Below are 16943 nucleotides of genomic sequence, written 5' to 3'. Positions count from 1 at the left end.
CTTTAACCGCGTTCCAGAAGCTTGCGCACAGGTGCGGGCAAACCCAAAGCGGGCCACTGTGTGACGTCAAACCATGCCCCGACCCCCAGCGGGACCGGCTTATCCAGCCTCAAGTGCACAGCGTGCAGATGCAAATCTTTGTGCGTCAAAACATGCACGAAAGCCGCAGCTGCTTGCAATTGCTTGCGCCACTTTGCAGGCACTGCCGCCTGCAAGGCCTCTTCTGAATCAAACAAGACTTGGGTGAACAAACTGGCCCACACGCCTTTGGCGGGACGCTGCTGCAACCACACGTCGCCCTCTTTCGTCACCGCGCACAACAGCCACAGCGATTGAGCGCTGCGTTTCACTTTGCGCGTTTTCACTGGGTAGTGCTCGGGCCTTTGTTCGGCCAGCGCCACGCAATCTTCTTGCATGGGGCAACGCGGGCAATCCGGGCGGCGGTGGGTGCACAAGGTGGCACCCAGGTCCATCAAGCCTTGGGTGTAACGGGGCATGTCTTTCGCATCGGCGGGCAGTACGGACTGGGCCAGTTGCCACAGTTGTTTTTCATGGGCTGACACTGACAAATCATGATCGAAACCATGGAACCGACTCAGCACCCGTTTCACATTGCCGTCCAAGATGGCCACCCGTTGCTCAAAACACAAAGACGCAATCGCCGCTGCGGTTGAGGGGCCAATGCCTGGCAGGGTTTGCAAAGCGGTCACATCAGCGGGAAACACGCCGCCAAATTCAGCCACCACTTGCTGCGCACAACGGTGCAAATTGCGTGCTCGGCTGTAATAGCCCAAGCCGCTCCACAGCCCCAGCACCTCGTCTTGGTGGGCTTGCGCCAAGGCGTTCACGGTGGGAAAGCGGTCTAAAAACCGCTGGAAGTAGCCCATCACCGTGCTCACCTGGGTTTGCTGCAACATGATTTCGGACAACCAAACACGGTAAGGGTCGCGGTTTTGCTGCCAAGGCAGGTCGTGCCGACCATGCTCATGTTGCCAAGCCACCAGGCGTTTCGCAAAGCCATTCAAGCTTGCAGAAACGACGGGTTGACGCACAGATGCAGCGGGCTTCAAGGTTTTTGGCATGTGGCGCAGAAAAAGGTGGAGCGCTGGCCTTGCAGGATGCGCTTCACCGCACTGCCGCAAACCCGGCAAGCTTCTCCAGCGCGGTCATAGACCATGGCTTCGAGTTGAAAGTAGCCGTTTTGCCCTTGCGCATTAGAGAAGTCGCGCAGGCTGCTGCCGCCTTGTGCCACGGCCCGCGCCAGCACTTGGCGGATGGCTTGGTGCAAACGCCGCGCCCGCGGTTGACTGATCTTGGCAGCGCGGGTGGTGGGTCGAATACCGGCCAAAAACAAAGCTTCGCTGGAGTAGATGTTGCCCACGCCCACCACCAAGTCACCGGCCAGCAGCACTTGCTTGATCGGCGCTTGGCGCTTTTTCAAACCCTGCCAAAACACCGCAGGGTCAAAGCTGTCCTCTAGGGGTTCCACACCCAAATGGCCCAGCAATTTGACAGCCACCGGGTCTTGTTCGCTGTCGGCATAGACCACCGCGCCAAAGCGGCGTGGGTCATGCAAGCGCAAAAGTCCCTGATTGGTTTGCATATCGAAATGATCGTGAATGCCCGCTGGTTTGGCTTTGGAGCCAAAGGACAAAGAGCCCGACATGCCCAAATGCAACAGCAACAAACCCTGGTTCATGTCCAGCAGCAAATACTTGCCACGGCGGCGAACGCCGAGCACTGTGCGACCTTCGAGTGCTTGCACCGGCAACCCCAAAGGCCAGCGCAAGGGCTTTCCCATGCGTGCCCAGAGCACACGTGCCCCAGCAATCGCGGAGGCAAAACTCAGACGGGTGACTTCAACCTCGGGTAATTCGGGCATGGCTCAGGCTTTCTCAAGTGGCTGGGATTATCATCCTGCGATGAACTATCCCCTCCACCCATTGCTCTCACCCGCCGCCCGTTTGGGCGCGGCCTCATGGCTGTCGTTGATGATGTTGGGTGGGCATGCCTTTGCGCAAACCGAGCCTGCCGCACCAGCGGCACCTGAAGTCATCAACAACTCGAAATTAAACGCCGAGACCATGCTGATGATCATGCTGGGCGAATTGAAATTGACCCAAGGTGAACCGGGTGCTGCGTATTCACTGATGTTGGAAGCCGCCAAAAAAACCGGCGATGCCCAGTTGTTCAACCGTGCGGTTGAAATTGCCCTAAACGCCCGCTCTGGACCGCCTGCCTTGGAAGCAGCAAAAGCTTGGAAGCAAGCGTTTCCAAAATCGCGCGAGGCCAATCGTTTTGTGTTGCAAATCATGGTGGCCCTGAACCAGTTGCCTGAAAGTCTGATGCCCTTGCGCACTGACCTTTTGCTGTCCCCAGAAGAAGACCAAGTCAAAGCCATCAATGGCATCGTGCAAATTTACGCCCAAGCCCAAGACAAAGAATTGGCCACGGCTGTGGTGGAGCAAGCCTTGGTGCCTTTTGTCAACAAGCCCGCCACCGCGGCGGCCAGTTGGACCACGATTGGCCGCATGAAAATTGCCAGCAAGAAACTACCGGAAGCTTTGGATGCCGCCAAGAAAGCCATTGCCACGGACAGCAAGGCCATTGAGCCGGGTTTGTTGGCCTTGGAACTGTTTTCCTTGGGCAGTTCAGAAGCAGAGGAACTGCTGCAAAAAGTCATTCAAACCGCCGACAACGCCATGCCACTGCGCTTGTCCTATGCACGTATCTTGATTGACAACCAGCGAACCAAAGAAGCCTTGGCGCAACTTGTCAACATCACCGAAAAAACGCCTGCCTTGAGTGAAGCATGGTTGCTGCAAGCTGCTGTTTTGATCGACGGCGGCCAAGACGATGAGGCCAAAAATGTTTTGCTGCGCTTTGTCGCACTTGATAAAGACAAGGAGAACAACACGGGGCTGTCTCAAGCGTACTTGATGCTGTCGCAAATCACCTTGCGACAGAAGAAAACCGCCGAGTCCGAGGAGTGGCTCAACAAAATCGAAGACCCTGATGCGTTAGCGCAAGTTCAAATACAACGCGCCAATTTGTTGGCCAGTCGCGGTGAGATCAGCAAGGCCCGCGCCTTGATTCAGCAACTGCCCAACATCACGCCGCAGGCCAAGCGCACCCGTTTGCAAGCGGAAGTGAAATTGCTGCGTGACTACAAGATGTATGAACAGACTTACCAAGTCTTGCTCAGCGCCACCAAAGAAACACCCGATGACTTGGAACTGCGCTATGAATTGGCCATGATGGCTGAGAGATTGAATCGGGTGGATGAGATGGAACGCCTGTTGAAAAGCGTGATCGAAGCCAAGCCTGATTTCTTTCATGCCTACAACGCACTGGGCTTTGCCTTGGCCGATCGCAATATGCGCTTGAAAGAAGCCCGAGAGTTGATCGTGACCGCTTTAGAGTTTGCCCCGGACGATCCCATGATCACCGACAGCCTGGGCTGGGTTGAATACCGCATGGGCAACAAAGTTACCGCCTTGGCCATTTTGGAGCGTGCCTACGAAATCAAAAACGATGCTGAAATCGGTGCGCATTTGGGCGAACTGTATTGGGTCTTGGGCAGAAAAGATGAGGCCTTGAAAGTCTGGCGCGAAGCCAAAAAATTGGCCCCGACCAATGAAATCCTGCTGGAAACCATCAAACGACTGAAGGCCAAACTTTGAACCTGGGGCGTTGTCGTCCTCTGGGGCGCTTGGCCAGCGGCTTGATGCTGGTTGCGCTTTTGGCCTCTTGCGCCATGTTCACCAAACCCCCACCCAGTCCCCAACAAGCCAGTTTGAAACAAGCAGGCCACTGGCAAGGCCGGCTGAGCTTGCGGGTTTTGCAACCCACCCCAGAACAATTCAGTGCCAGCTTCGAGCTCAACGGCAGTGCCGACCATGGCGAGTTGTCCCTTTTCTCGCCCTTGGGCACAACGCTGGCTGTAGCACGGTGGACGCCACAAAATGCACAGCTTTTGCAAGGTGACAAAGTGCAAGATTTCGCCTCGATGGAGGCACTCACCCAGCAACTGACCGGTGCCGCCCTGCCCTTGCCCGCGCTTTTGGCATGGTTGGATGTGGATGGCCCGGCACTGCCTGGCTGGCAACTGAACGCTGAAAGCCCTGCCAGCGGGCGCCGCGTTTATGCCAAGCGCGAGTCGCCCTTGCCTGCTTTGCAACTCACCCTCTTGCTAGATCCTCGATGAGCCGCAGCCCATCCGCGTCTCAGCCAGCTTGAAGGACCGGCATGAAGTCCTTGCACAACGTTCCCGCACCGGCCAAGCTGAATTTGTTTTTGCACGTCACGGGCCGCCGCCCAGACGGCTACCACTTGCTGCAATCAGTGTTCATGCTGATCGATTGGTGGGATGTGTTGCACTTTGACCTGCGCAACGACGGTCAATTACTGCGCCAAGATTTGACCGTGGGCTTGCCCGAAGACGACCTGTGTTTGCGAGCCGCTCGCGCTTTGCAGGCCGCCTCGGGCACCCCGCTTGGGGCGCTGATCAAGATCGAAAAACGCCTGCCGGCCCAAGCTGGCATGGGCGGCGGCTCCTCGGATGCGGCCACCTGCTTGTTGGCCCTGAACCGGCTGTGGGAGCTGCATTGGCCGCTGTCAAGGCTGCTTCCGATCGGCCTGAGCTTGGGCGCGGATGTGCCGTTTTTTTTGCGCGGCCACAACGCCTGGGTGGAAGGTATTGGCGAAGACATCACCCCCATCCAACTTCCCACCGCCCGATTTGCCGTGCTCAAGCCTGCCCAGGGTTTGGACACAGCCGGTATTTTCAAAAGCGCGGCCCTCAAAAGGGACAGTTCTACTGCTACAATTTCGGACTTTGCTGCACAGCCCTTTGCCTTCGGGCGAAACGACTTGCAAGCAGTTGCCCAAGGGCTGTGTCCCGAGGTTTTCGAAGCCCTTCAGTGGTTTGAAAACCAAGGTTTACAGGCTCGGATGACTGGTTCAGGCAGTGCGGTTTTTGCCCTTGTTGGCGCGGACGCGGTTTTAACCAAACCGCCCCCAGGCTGGCAGTTGCGAATGTGCAGCAATTTGGAAATTCATCCCCTGGCCGGATGGGTTTCCAGCGACGATTAGCAGGAAACTTGTTGTAAAACAGGTATCCCGTGTAGGGGAGTCGCCAAGTTGGTTAAGGCACTGGATTTTGATTCCAGCATGCGAAGGTTCGAATCCTTCTTCCCCTGCCACCCTTTTGCTTTGAACGGAAGCGGCAAGGGTTTGCGGCAAGCACCGCGAACCGTTGCCCTTTGTTTTTTTAACCTCAGGTCGTCAGCATGTCGAACCCCCAACCAGATTTCATGGTCTTCACCGGCAACGCCAACCCTGTGTTGGCCGCTGAGATAGCCGGTCACCTGGGAATCGATCTGGGTGCCGCCGAGGTGGGCCGCTTCTCCGACGGCGAAGTCACGGTTGAAATCAAACAAAACGTTCGCGCCCGCGACGTCTTTGTGGTGCAGTCCACCTGCAACCCCACCAACGAAAACCTGATGGAATTGCTGATCATGGTTGACGCCCTCAAGCGGGCCTCCGCCGAGCGCATCAGTGCCGTCATCCCCTACTTCGGTTATGCCCGCCAAGACCGCCGTCCGCGTTCTTCGCGTGTGCCTATTTCGGCCAAATTGGTGGCCGATTTGCTGCAAACCGTGGGCGTGGACCGCGTCCTCACCATGGACTTGCATGCCGACCAAATCCAAGGCTTTTTCAACATCCCCGTCGACAATATTTACGCCTCGCCGGTGTTGCTGGGCGACTTGCGTCTGAAAAACTACGACGACCTGATCGTCGTGTCGCCCGATGTGGGCGGTGTGGTGCGTGCCCGCGCTTTGGCCAAACAACTGGGTTGCGACCTCGCCATCATTGACAAACGCCGCCCCAAAGCCAATGTGAGCGAAGTCATGCACGTCATCGGTGAAATTGAGGGCCGCAATTGCGTCATCATGGACGACATGATTGACACCGCAGGCACCTTGGTGAAGGCCGCGGAAGTGCTGAAAGAGCGCGGCGCCAAGCAGGTTTACGCCTATTGCACCCATCCTATTTTTTCCGGCCCCGCCATCGATCGCATCGCCAAAGGCGACGCCTTGGATGAAGTGGTGGTGACCAACACCATCCCCTTGAGCCCGGCCGCCGAGCAATGCCAAAAGATTCGCCAACTCTCCGTGGCACCCCTGATCGCTGAAACCATCCAGCGCATCTCCAAAGGAGAGTCGGTCATGAGTTTGTTCTCCGACCAAGACCAGCTTTTTTAAGCCGGGCTTGCTAGGAAAACAATGTTGTGGGGCGTTTTTTCGCCCCGTTTTGAAACCGAAGTCACACTGGTCGCGGTGGACTTCTTCTGGAGATAGCTATGAAATTCGTCGCTTTTGAGCGCACAAAGCAGGGTACGGGTGCGAGCCGCCGTCTGCGCATCACCGGTCGCACGCCCGGTATCGTTTACGGTGGCAAAGCCCACGAACCCCAATCCATTGAACTCGACCACAACGCACTGTGGCACGCTCTGAAAAAGGAAGCCTTCCACGCTTCGATTTTGGAGATGGAATTCAACGGCAAGTCCTCCAAAGTGTTGTTGCGCGATGTGCAATACCACCCATTCAAGCAACTCGTGTTGCACATCGACTTCCAACGCGTGGAAGCTGACACTGTGTTGCACATGAAAGTGCCCCTCCACTACAGCGGTCAAGAAAACTCGCCTGCGGTGAAAGTCGACGCTTGCTTGGTCAACCCGGTCATGACCGAGTTGGAAATCGCCTGCTTGCCCGCTGATTTGCCCGAGTTCATCGCAGTGGACCTGAGCGGCCTGAAAAAAGGCACCTCGCTGCACGTGAACGACATCACCCTGCCCAAAGGTGTCAAACCCGTCGTCCACGGCAAAAACAACCCTGTGTTGGTGAGCGTGGTGTCGGTGGTTGAAGAAGCCGCCCCCGAAGCCGCTGCCGCACCTGCAGCACCTGCCAAAGGCAAAGGCAAGAAGTGATTCTTCGCCGCTGACCTTGAAGAGCCCGCTGATGCGGGCTTTTTTGATGCCGGCTTGTGTTAGGCGGGCCTTTTGATGCGCCGGATAATGCCCCACCATGATCAAACTGTTTGTCGGCCTGGGCAACCCAGGCAATGAATACGAAGACACCCGCCACAACGCGGGGTTCTGGTGGATCGATCAATTGGCCCAGCAACTGAAGGTTCAGTTGCAGCCGGATAAAAACCACCACGGCTGGGTGGCCCGCACCACGCTGCAAGGCGACACCCTGTGGCTGTTGAAGCCTGCCACCTTCATGAACCTGTCTGGCAAGGCTGTCGCTTCGTTGGCGCGGTTTTACAAAATCGAACCGGCGCAAATCATGGTGGTGCACGACGAACTGGACGTGGTGCCGGGTGAAGCCAAGCTGAAGTTGGGCGGCAGCCATGCCGGACACAACGGTTTGCTCGACATCCATGCCCAGTTGGGCAGCGATGCCTATTGGCGACTGCGCCTAGGCATTGGCCACCCCGGTGTCAAGTCGGAAGTGGTTCACTGGGTTTTGAAGAAGCCTGCACCTGAACAGCGAAAAGTGATTGACACTTGCATCGACCGAAGCCTGTTGGCCGTACCTTGGATGGTGAGCGGCGACATGGTGAAAGCCACCCAACAAGTGCACACCAGCAAGCCGCCCAGGCCCAAACCGCCAAGACCGGCGGCGGCCGTTCCAACCAAGGAAGGCGCATCGCATGAAACACCTCAACCTCCCCCAGGCCCTGAGCCTGGCGCTGCTTAGCCTGTGTCTGGCCACGCCTCTGCCCGCCGTGGCCAAGGCCAAAAATGAGCCGCCATCGCTGCAATGCGAACGCGGCGGCCAAATGCAAGCCTGCGACGAGCAAGCCACATTAGCCAAGCCGAAGAAAGTGGCCGCGTTCAAAGCACAAGTTGCTGACATGAACGGCGAAACCGAACCACCCGCCAAGAAGAAGAAAAAGAAGAGCAAGAAAACCGCTCAGAAAAAAAACAAGCGCAGCGTAGCGGAATAAGGCTTAAACCGTGCGCCCGGCTTGGATCTGCAACACCCGGTACTTGGCCCACAGCGTGTCTTGGCTTTCGACATGCTCAGGGTTCAGCGGAATGCAAGCCACCGGGCACACCTGAACGCACTGTGGCTCGTTGTGGTGGCCGACGCACTCGGTGCACTTGTGCGGGTCGATTTCATAAATGCTGACACCCATGTAAATGGCGTCATTGGGGCATTCCGGCTCGCACACATCGCAGTTGATGCACTCGTCGGTGATCATCAAAGCCATGTGTTCACCTTAAGTTTGGGCACCCAAGTTGGCTTGCATGAAACTAAAAACTGCTGGTGACACAAATTGCGCCACATCACCGCCCAAGGTGGCGATCTCGCGTACCAAGGTGCTGGAGATGCACTGGTGCACATCCAAGGTGTTTAAAAACACCGAGTCAATGCCAGGTGCCAGTCGGCGGTTCATGCCAGCCAGCTGAAACTCGTAGTCAAAGTCGGTCATGGAGCGGATGCCGCGCACCATGGTGCGGGCACCAATCGCCTGGGCAAACTCAATCACCAAGCCTTCAAAGGTTTCCACCCGCACATTCGGGCAATCAGCCAGGGCTTGGCGGGTCATGTCCACGCGCTGGTCCAGGCTGAACATGGTTTTTTTGTGGTGGGCGCGGGCCACGGCGATCACCACTTCGTCAAACATGGCGGCGGCACGGCGCACGATGTCCTCGTGCCCCAAGGTGATGGGGTCGAAGGTGCCGGGGTACAGCGCGATCACGTGGCTCATGAACAGTCCTTGTGCAAGGGGGTGCGGGGCATTATGCCGCCCTCTGCAGCAAGTGGGCATGCACAGCGCCAGCCTTCAAATGGCGTTTCAGGGTCCAACCCAGCGCCAGCAACTCGGCTTCAGTCCAGGCTTTGCCTGCTTCCAAATACACCCAACCGCTGGGTTTGATGCAGGCTTGGGCAGCGGCCAGCAACTTGTCGTACTGCGGGAAATCGTAGGGCGGGTCCAGCAGGATCAGGTCGAGGCTGTTGGGCACCGATTGGCGCAGCAAGGCCAAACCGTCACCACGTTGAATGCGCATTTGTGTGGCCCCGAGCTTGGCTTGGCTTTTGGCCATGGCTTCCACGCAAGCGCTGTTGGACTCGCACAAAACCACGGCGGCCGCACCGCGTGACGCGGCTTCAAAACCCAATGCGCCGGTGCCCGCAAACACATCGGCGCAATGCCAACCAGAGAGGTCTTGGCCCAGCCAATTGAACAAGGTTTCGCGCACCCGGTCCGGGGTGGGCCGCAGGTTCTCGACCTTGGCCAGCGGCAGTTTGCTGCGCTTCCATTGGCCGCCAATGATGCGGACCTCACCCTTGGTCAAGGCTGCGCACCCAAGATGACGGTGACCATGCGCTCGGGTTGCAGGTTGCGGGCAAAGGCTTGCTGAATGTCTTTGGTGCTGAGCTTGTCCACTTGAGCGGTCCAAGTGTCAAGGTAGTCGAGTGGCAGGTTGTACCAAGCGATGTTGCTGAGGTTGTCCATCAGCTTGCGGTTGCTGTCCAAACGCAGCGCAAAGCCACCAATCAGAAAGTCTTTGGCGGCTTTCAACTCTTTGTCGGTGGGACCAGCTTTCACAAACTCGGCCACCACGTCGGTGGCCACTTGCACCGCTTGCTGGGCTTGATCGGGGCGAGTTTGCAAGCCCACGGTGAACGGGCCCGCTTGTTGCCAAGCACCGAAATAGCTGTAGACGCTGTAACTCAGGCCGCGCTTTTCACGCACCTGCTCGGTCAGGCGTGACACGAAGCCGCCGCCGCCCAAGACGTAGTTGCCCACCGTGAGCGCTAAAAAGTCTGGGTGCTCACGCGCAATGCCGGGCTGCCCAATGAACACATGGGCTTGCGCGGATTCAAACGGTACTTTCAAGGTTTGTGCCTGCTTCAAGGGCTGAACCTCGGGCAAGCTTGGCAACACGGGGCAAGCGGCTTCCACGGGTAAATGCTGCAAAAGCTGCTTCACTCTTTCTTGCGCCTGGGCGCGGTTGAGCGCACCCACGACGCTGACCTTGGCCAGACAGGGTTTGAAATGGTCGGCATGAAACTTCGCCATCAGCGAGGTGTCGATGCGGCGCAAACTGGCCTCGTCCACCTCGGCACCATAGGGATGGTCGCCGAACAAGGCTTTGTTGTAAGCCCGGTTGGCCAGGGTGGCTGGTTTGGTGTTGGCCTCCTTGATGCTGGCCACCCAGCGTTCACGCTCGTTTTGCCAGATGGCATTGGGAAAGCTGGGGTGCGCCATTTGACGTGCCGCCAAGGCCACCGCCGCGTCCAACAGTTCGGGGCGGGTCAGGCTGCGCAAAGACAAGCTCATGCGGTCACTGGAGGATGAGGCATTCACCTGGGCGCCCAGATCGGCCCAGGCTTCGCCCAAAGCGTTCTCGTCCATGGCAGCTTGGTTACCCAGTGCATTCACGCCTTTGGCCATCATGCTGGCGGTGGCACTCGACAAACCATTGAAGCCGCCATCACGACGGCTGCCCGCATCAAACTCCACTTGCATGTCCACCATGGGCAAGCCCGGTACTTCCACCAAATACACCTTGGCGCCGTTGTCCAAGGTCCAGTGTTGGATGGGGATGCCTGCGCTGGCGGTGCTGTGCAAGCACACCATGCTGAGAGCGAACAAAAAGCGTTTCATCGTGCGCCCTCCCCACCGTGCCGCGCACCGGGCGGCGGTTTGCGAAACCCTGGTCGAGGACCCGACTGCGGCAACAAGGTGGCCACCGTCAGGTTGTCATCGCCGAAATAGGTTTGCGCTACTTTCTGAATTTGCTCGGGCGTGACGGCTGCCAAGCGCTCGATCAGACGTTCGGAAGTGTCAGGGGGCAAGCCTTCTACCCAGTAAGTGCCGATTTCACGCGCTTGGTTGAACAGCGAATCACGCTGGTAAATGTTGGAAGCCAACCACTGCGCCCTGACGCGGCGCATCTCGGCCTCGTTCACGCCCTCTTTGGCAATGCGGGCCACTTGGGCACGCAAGGCAGCTTCCAGTTGCTCGGTGGTTTTGCCTTTGGCAGGGATGCCTTCCAAGCTGAAGGTTTGCGGCCCACGACCGGTCAAGCCATTGGACGCCCCCACGCTGTCAGCAATGCGGTCGTCGCCTTGCGCCAAGGCTCGGTCAAGCCGCGCCCCTGCATAACCATCCAGCACGGCGGACAACATGGTCAGGGCCAAGGCGTCTTGGGTGCTGGATTCGTTGTCAAAGGCTTTGAAGCCCGGCACTTTCCAAGACAGCACCACATAAGCTTGTTCGGCAGGCGCCTTCACTTGCACGCGGCGCATGCCGGTTTGCTCGGGCTCAAGGCGTGGTTTGCGTTCGGGCACTTTGCCCGCTGGAATCCGGCCATAAATCTCTTCGGCCCATTTCTTCACTTGGGCCAGATTCACATCCCCAACGATGACAACCGCGGCATTGGCGGGTACATACCAGCGCTTGTAAAAGTCCCGCGCATCTTGCGGCTTCATGGCGTCCAAGTCGTTCATCCAGCCCACCACCGGGCGGCGGTAAGGCGAGGTGGTGAACTGTGTGGCGTTGAGCAGTTCATAGAGTTGCATGCGCGGCACGTCGTCGGTGCGCATGCGGCGTTCTTCTTTCACCACTTCGAGTTCACGCGTGAATTCGTCATCCGGCCATTGGTTGTTGACAAACCGATCGGCTTCCAAACGCATCACATCGGGCAAGCGGTTGGCTGGAATTTGTTGGAAGTAGCCGGTGTAGTCACGGTTGGTGAAGGCGTTTTCGCGCCCACCCATGGCAGCCACGCGGCGTGAAAACTCACCCGGCTTCACCGTGGGCGAACCTTTGAACAGCATGTGTTCCAGTACGTGGGCCACGCCCGAGACACCGTCCACCTCGTCCATGGAGCCCACCCGCAACCAGACCATGTGCACTGCGGTCGGGGCTTTGGGGTCGGCTTTGACGATGACGCGCATGCCATTGGCCAAGGTGAACTCTTGCAAGCTTTGCGCCAAAGCAGCGGTGGCCTGCAGCGCCGAGCCAATCAACAAAACGCCGCTGAAAAAATAGCGCAGCACAAACGAAAAATGGGGTTTCATAGAATGACTTGTTCATAGGCTTGCGATCTTGCAAGCTGCCTGCATTCTAGGAACCTCCCGCCTCATGTTCAGTTTGTTCAAGCGAAAAACCCCTGCGCCCTCCCCGGCTCCCAGCAGTCAAGCCGCCCAAGTGGCCAGTCAAGCTTGGTTGGGCCGCTTGCGCAGTGGCTTGCAGCGCACCGGCAGCAGCATCGCCGGGGTGTTCGGCGGCAAGGTGATTGATGACGCACTGTATGAAGAACTCGAATCGGCCTTGCTGATGTCCGACGCTGGCATGGCCGCCACCCAACATGTGTTGCAAGCTTTGAAACAAAAAGTGAAGGCGGCTGGCAGCAAAGACCCTGCTGATGTGAAAGCCTTGTTGGTGCAGGTGCTGGCCGATCTGTTGCGCCCACTGGAAGGTGAACTGCGACTGGACCAGCACAAACCCACGGTCATCATGGTGGCAGGGGTGAATGGTGCCGGTAAAACCACCTCGATTGGCAAGCTCACCAGGCATTTGAACGATGCTGGTGCCAGTGTGTTGTTGGCCGCTGCGGATACGTTTCGTGCGGCTGCCAAAGAACAGTTGCTGGTCTGGGCCGACCGCAACCAGGTCGACATCATCAGCCAAGACAACGGCGACCCGGCTGCGGTGAGTTTTGATGCGGTCACAGCGGGCAAAGCCCGGGGCCGCGACGTGGTGCTGGTGGACACTGCCGGGCGTTTGCCCACCCAGGTGCACCTGATGGAAGAGCTGAAAAAGATCAAACGTGTGCTGCAAAAAGCCGACGACACCTCGCCGCACGAAGTGCTGTTGGTGATCGATGGCAATACCGGCCAAAACGCCTTGGCGCAGGTGAAAGCATTTGACGACACGCTGGGCCTGACCGGGCTGATCGTCACCAAACTCGACGGCACCGCCAAAGGTGGGGTGCTGGCAGCTATCGCGCTGTGGGCGGCGCAACGCAGCGCCGATAAACCGCTGTCTGTTTATTTCATTGGCATTGGCGAGCAACTGCAAGACTTGCAGGCCTTCAGCGCCGATGAGTTTGCCCAAGCCCTGATCGCCTGAATACCATTGCGAGAGGAAATCAGGTTCCAGACTTGACTTCCTCGTGCCCGTCACTACTTAACGTAAAGTATTCTTTTAATCAAATTTTGGCACTCCGATTCAGAGAGTGCTAATATAAGGGTTATGACTGATTTGGACAGGAGCCATTGATGACAACGTTGATGTTGACCACCACCGCCGCTGGGCCGGTTGCCGCCAATCCTTGGGCCTTGCTGCCCCCCTTGGGTAATCTGGACGCCTACATCTCGGCGGTGAACCGCTTGCCCATGCTGACCCTGGAGCAAGAACAAGAATTTGCCAAAAAGCTCAAAGAAAACAATGACTTGGAAGCAGCTGGCAAATTGATTTTGTCGCACCTGCGCTTGGTGGTGTCTATTTCTCGCCAATACGCCGGTTATGGCCTGCCCCATGCTGACCTGATTCAAGAAGGCAATGTCGGCCTGATGAAAGCGGTGAAACGCTTCGACCCCGAACATGGTGTGCGCTTGGTGAGTTATGCCTTGCACTGGATCAAGGCCGAGATTCACGAGTACATCATCAAAAACTGGCGCATGGTCAAGCTCGCCACCACCAAGGCGCAGCGCAAATTGTTTTTCAACCTGCGTTCGAAAAAGCAAGGCTTCCGAGCAGACGCCGGTGAAGACCGCAACACCATGACGCGCGACACTTTGAGTGACGCGCAAATCGACAGCGTGGCCAAAGAACTCAATGTCAAACGCGAAGAGGTGATTGAGATGGAAGCCCGCATGGCCGGTGGCGATGTCTTGCTCGACCCCAGCCCCAGCGACGACGGTGAAGACGCGTTTGGCCCCATCGCCTACTTGGCCGATGTGCAGCACGAACCCACGGCCATGATCGAAGCGCACCAACGCGACCTGATGTCCAGTGATGGCATCAGCCAAGCACTAGAGGTGTTGGATGCTCGCAGCCGTCGCATCGTCGAAGAGCGTTGGCTCAAGGTGAATGACGACAATTCGGGCGGCATGACGCTGCACGAGTTGGCTGCGGAATACGGCGTGAGTGCCGAGCGCATCCGCCAAATTGAAGTGGCGGCCATGAAGAAAATGAAAACCGCTTTGTTGGAATACGCTTAAAACGTTTAATCTGCCAAGGGCTTGCCTGCCCTGCCCTTGAAACCGCTTGCCTGCCCTGCAGACCAAGCGGTTTTTTTATTTCAGCAATTTGCCAATGTCTTCCGCCACAGCAACGGGGCCCAAGCCATAGCGGGCATACAAACGCAAGCGTCCTTCAGTGTCGTAAATATAGGTACCGGCTTGGTGGTCCATGGTGTAACTGGTCGGCGTGGGCCCAGGTACTTTTTTGTAATAGATCTTGTAACTCTTGGCCAGTGCTGGCAATTCCTCCATGGACGGAATCAACGCCAAAAAACTGGGATCAAAGTTGGCCATGTAGTCTTTCAGCACCTCGGGCGTGTCACGCTCTGGGTCAACCGTGATGAACACGGCCTGCAGTTTTTGACTGTTCTCACCCAAGGCTTTCTTGACCTGCACCCATTCGCTCAGGGTGGTGGGGCAAAAATCGGGGCACTGGGTGAAGCCAAAGAAAACCACCACCACCTGCCCTTTGAAATCAGTCAAAGTCCGCACTTGACCAAACTGATCCTTCAGTTGAAAGCCTTGCGCATAATCAGCGCCGGTCAAATCAATGGCTTTGAAAGTGGGCTTATCAGGCGCACAAGCCTGCAAAAACAAGGCGCAAGTTGTCACCAACAGTATTCGTCTGAAATTCATGCCAGCCCCGGCAAATAATGGTCAATCAGCAAAGCAGCAAACAGCAAGCTCAGGTGTATCAGAGAGAAGCGGAAGGTTTTGCGGGCCAAGTCATCAGAGTATTCGCGCCACAGCTTCCAGCCATACCAGCAAAACATCAGGCTCAAAATCAAGGCGCTGATAAGGTAGAACCAGCCGCTCATGCGGTAGACAAACGGCATCAAACACGCCGCCAGCAACACGAAGGTGTAGAGCAAGATTTGCAAGCGGGTGAATTCGTTGCCGTGGGTGACGGGCAACATGGGCAAGCCCGATTTGCGGTAGTCCTCGACGCGGTAGAGCGCCAACGCCCAAAAATGTGGAGGTGTCCACAAGAAAATGATGAGGAACAAGATGAGGGCTTCAGGGCCCACATCGCCTGTTATCGCGGCCCAACCCAACACCGGAGGCATGGCACCCGATGCGCCACCGATGACGATGTTTTGCGGCGTGAGTGGCTTCAAGATGACGGTGTAGATGACCGCATAACCCACAAACGTGGCAAAGGTCAGCCACATGGTGAGTGGGTTCACCCAGATGTACAAAATGACTGAACCCAGCAAACACAACACAGCTGAAAACAGCAAAGTGTCGCGGTCGCTCAACTCGCCTTTGGCCGTGGGCCGCCATGAGGTGCGTTTCATGCGAGCGTCAATGGCTTTTTCCACAATGCAATTGAAGGCTGCTGCTGCGCCTGAAACAAACCAGATGCCCAAGCAGGCGATCAGGCCCAATTGAACTTCAGACCATGTCGGAACCCCTGGCACTGCCAACACCATGCCAATCAGTGCACAAAACACAATCAATTGAATCACGCGAGGCTTGGTCAGTGCATTGAACTGCTGCCAACGCACAGGCATAAAGGCCGACAATGTTTTCATAGCATGGACCTGGAAAAAGTGGTGGCAATGTTCTTTGGATTTTCGGCTTGCGTGACGCCCAAAACCCAACTGAGCAAGACCAACATGGAAACCGCTGCACCCGTGTGCAACAGGGCAGCGGTCATGGGCCAACCCAGCACCGCATTGCTCACGCCCGTGATGAATTGCAGCACCACCAACGCCGTCAACAACAAGGATTGCCGCTTGAAGCCGTGAGAAGACAAAGCGATGGCCACCATGACCAAGAGCAACACCACCCAAACAGCGTGCCAACGGTGCACCATGTGTATGGCCGTCAAGGCTTGGAATGGCAGGGCTGCGCCTGAAGCGTCCATGCCCAAAGGTCGCCAAAGCTCAAAACCCTTTTCAAAGTTCATATCCGGCCACCAGACGCCCTGACAGTCGGGGTAGGTGTTGCAAGCCATCACAGCGTAGTTGCTGCTGACCCAAGCCCCCAGCAAGATTTGAAGAATCAAAAACAATGCCGTCACCACCACCAACGCAAACACCATGGTGGGCAAAGGGCGTCGAGCTTCCGTCCAAGGCGAATGTCGCTGGCGAACCAACTGCAGCGTTAGAAAAACGGCCAGCATCATGCCGCCCAATAAATGCAAGCTGACGATGGCGGGAAAGAGTTTCATGGTCACCGTGAAAGCACCAAAAGCCCCTTGCACACAAACCCAAATCAGGCTGAGCGTGGGCCAACCCCAAAACGTTCGCTCGGTGCGCCAAGAAAAAATAGCCAAGGTCAGGATCAGCACACCCACCATCATGGCCAAGTAGCGGTGGATCATTTCTATCCAAGCTTTACCCCACGTGACTGGGCCTGTGGGCATGGCTGCCTGCGCTTGGGCAATCGCTTCCTTCGCGCCAATGGGGCTTGCAAATCCATAACAGCCGGGCCAGTCAGGACACCCCAAGCCGGAATCGGTTAGTCGGGTGAAGGATCCGAACAAAATCAAGTCAAACGTGAGGAACAGCGTGAGCAAGGTCAACTGCCGAACACGTTGCGGTTTTTCAGAATGCCGATGTTTGAGCCAGACCCAAGCCAGCGGGCCCATAGCCAGCAACAGCGCCATCAACAAGAGTTTGGCAATTGGCGCAATATTGATCAAGGCGACTTCATCCATGG

At 57.1% G+C, this 16943-nt stretch carries 19 protein-coding genes and 1 tRNA gene; 10 read left to right on the top strand and 10 right to left on the bottom strand.

Annotation, left to right across the window (positions count from 1 at the left end):
* Positions 1–2: 2 nt before the first annotated feature.
* Together mutY and mutM are read right to left on the bottom strand one after the other, a co-directional pair.
* Complete coding sequence (gene mutY / locus AC8GFP_RS02005) at positions 3–1082, bottom strand: A/G-specific adenine glycosylase (RefSeq protein ID WP_506609740.1); 1080 nt, start codon at positions 1080–1082, stop codon at positions 3–5.
* The gene (mutM, locus tag AC8GFP_RS02000) at positions 1067–1882 is read right to left on the bottom strand and encodes a bifunctional DNA-formamidopyrimidine glycosylase/DNA-(apurinic or apyrimidinic site) lyase (RefSeq protein ID WP_506609738.1); all 816 of its coding nucleotides are present in this window, start codon (positions 1880–1882) and stop codon (positions 1067–1069) included. Before mutM ends, mutY begins: the two co-directional genes overlap by 16 nt.
* A gap of 40 nt (positions 1883–1922) precedes the next feature.
* On the opposite strand from mutM, the gene AC8GFP_RS01995 reads away from it, so the two are divergent.
* From AC8GFP_RS01995 to AC8GFP_RS01960, 8 genes are all read left to right on the top strand, one after another.
* Positions 1923–3683: a tetratricopeptide repeat protein gene (locus AC8GFP_RS01995; RefSeq protein WP_506609737.1), complete on the top strand. Its 1761-nt coding sequence runs from the start codon at positions 1923–1925 to the stop codon at positions 3681–3683.
* 74 nt (positions 3684–3757) lie between these two features.
* Positions 3758–4207: a lipoprotein insertase outer membrane protein LolB gene (locus AC8GFP_RS01990; protein WP_506609735.1), complete on the top strand. Its 450-nt coding sequence runs from the start codon at positions 3758–3760 to the stop codon at positions 4205–4207.
* A gap of 41 nt (positions 4208–4248) precedes the next feature.
* A complete protein-coding gene (gene ispE / locus AC8GFP_RS01985; protein ID WP_506609733.1) occupies positions 4249–5094 on the top strand; it encodes a 4-(cytidine 5'-diphospho)-2-C-methyl-D-erythritol kinase in 846 nt (281 codons plus the stop codon).
* Between the two features lie 33 nt (positions 5095–5127).
* A tRNA-Gln gene (locus AC8GFP_RS01980) sits at positions 5128–5204 on the top strand.
* An 87-nt stretch (positions 5205–5291) separates the two neighbouring features.
* Positions 5292–6266 (top strand): ribose-phosphate pyrophosphokinase, encoded by a 975-nt coding sequence (locus AC8GFP_RS01975; RefSeq protein WP_506609731.1) that lies wholly within the window; start codon positions 5292–5294, stop codon positions 6264–6266.
* Positions 6267–6364: 98 nt separating this feature from the next.
* Positions 6365–6991: a 50S ribosomal protein L25/general stress protein Ctc gene (locus AC8GFP_RS01970; protein WP_506609729.1), complete on the top strand. Its 627-nt coding sequence runs from the start codon at positions 6365–6367 to the stop codon at positions 6989–6991.
* 97 nt (positions 6992–7088) lie between these two features.
* Positions 7089–7766, top strand: a complete 678-nt coding sequence (gene pth, locus AC8GFP_RS01965; protein ID WP_506609727.1) for an aminoacyl-tRNA hydrolase — start codon at positions 7089–7091, stop codon at positions 7764–7766.
* Positions 7720–8016: a hypothetical protein gene (locus AC8GFP_RS01960; RefSeq protein WP_506609725.1), complete on the top strand. Its 297-nt coding sequence runs from the start codon at positions 7720–7722 to the stop codon at positions 8014–8016. Before pth ends, AC8GFP_RS01960 begins: the two co-directional genes overlap by 47 nt.
* Positions 8017–8019: 3 nt before the next feature.
* Here AC8GFP_RS01960 and AC8GFP_RS01955 read toward each other — a convergent pair whose 3' ends face one another.
* From AC8GFP_RS01955 to AC8GFP_RS01935, 5 genes are read right to left on the bottom strand one after another with little or no spacing between them, the layout of a single operon-like run.
* Positions 8020–8283: a YfhL family 4Fe-4S dicluster ferredoxin gene (locus AC8GFP_RS01955; RefSeq protein WP_506609723.1), complete on the bottom strand. Its 264-nt coding sequence runs from the start codon at positions 8281–8283 to the stop codon at positions 8020–8022.
* A gap of 9 nt (positions 8284–8292) precedes the next feature.
* Positions 8293–8784, bottom strand: a complete 492-nt coding sequence (gene coaD / locus AC8GFP_RS01950) for a pantetheine-phosphate adenylyltransferase (protein WP_506609721.1) — start codon at positions 8782–8784, stop codon at positions 8293–8295.
* A gap of 31 nt (positions 8785–8815) precedes the next feature.
* Positions 8816–9373 (bottom strand): 16S rRNA (guanine(966)-N(2))-methyltransferase RsmD, encoded by a 558-nt coding sequence (rsmD, locus tag AC8GFP_RS01945; protein WP_506609719.1) that lies wholly within the window; start codon positions 9371–9373, stop codon positions 8816–8818.
* The gene (locus AC8GFP_RS01940; protein ID WP_506609717.1) at positions 9370–10689 is read right to left on the bottom strand and encodes a M16 family metallopeptidase; all 1320 of its coding nucleotides are present in this window, start codon (positions 10687–10689) and stop codon (positions 9370–9372) included. The genes rsmD and AC8GFP_RS01940 overlap by 4 nt, the downstream gene beginning before the upstream one ends.
* Entirely contained in the window at positions 10686–12107 is a 1422-nt protein-coding gene (locus AC8GFP_RS01935) for a M16 family metallopeptidase (RefSeq protein ID WP_506609715.1), read from the bottom strand. The genes AC8GFP_RS01940 and AC8GFP_RS01935 overlap by 4 nt, the downstream gene beginning before the upstream one ends.
* A 64-nt stretch (positions 12108–12171) precedes the next feature.
* Here AC8GFP_RS01935 and ftsY point away from each other — a divergent pair, with 64 nt between their 5' ends.
* Together ftsY and rpoH are read left to right on the top strand one after the other, a co-directional pair.
* A complete protein-coding gene (gene ftsY, locus AC8GFP_RS01930; RefSeq protein ID WP_506609713.1) occupies positions 12172–13161 on the top strand; it encodes a signal recognition particle-docking protein FtsY in 990 nt (329 codons plus the stop codon).
* A gap of 149 nt (positions 13162–13310) precedes the next feature.
* The gene (gene rpoH / locus AC8GFP_RS01925; protein ID WP_506609711.1) at positions 13311–14255 is read left to right on the top strand and encodes an RNA polymerase sigma factor RpoH; all 945 of its coding nucleotides are present in this window, start codon (positions 13311–13313) and stop codon (positions 14253–14255) included.
* 75 nt (positions 14256–14330) lie between these two features.
* On the opposite strand, the gene AC8GFP_RS01920 is transcribed toward rpoH, so the two are convergent.
* Genes AC8GFP_RS01920 through AC8GFP_RS01910 form a run of 3 tightly spaced genes read right to left on the bottom strand, consistent with a single transcriptional unit; the run spans position 14331 to position 16941 of the window.
* Positions 14331–14912 (bottom strand): SCO family protein, encoded by a 582-nt coding sequence (locus AC8GFP_RS01920; RefSeq protein WP_506609709.1) that lies wholly within the window; start codon positions 14910–14912, stop codon positions 14331–14333.
* Positions 14909–15811, bottom strand: coding sequence for a heme o synthase (gene cyoE, locus AC8GFP_RS01915; protein WP_506609707.1), 903 nt, complete (start codon positions 15809–15811; stop codon positions 14909–14911). Before cyoE ends, AC8GFP_RS01920 begins: the two co-directional genes overlap by 4 nt.
* The gene (locus AC8GFP_RS01910; RefSeq protein ID WP_506609706.1) at positions 15808–16941 is read right to left on the bottom strand and encodes a COX15/CtaA family protein; all 1134 of its coding nucleotides are present in this window, start codon (positions 16939–16941) and stop codon (positions 15808–15810) included. Before AC8GFP_RS01910 ends, cyoE begins: the two co-directional genes overlap by 4 nt.
* Positions 16942–16943: the final 2 nt, after the last annotated feature.

Origin of the sequence: Limnohabitans simekii (SeqCode), assembly GCF_965234735.1 — a bacterium.
Classification (GTDB): domain Bacteria; phylum Pseudomonadota; class Gammaproteobacteria; order Burkholderiales; family Burkholderiaceae_C; genus Limnohabitans; species Limnohabitans simekii.
This window is presented reverse-complemented; position numbering and strand designations above follow the sequence as displayed.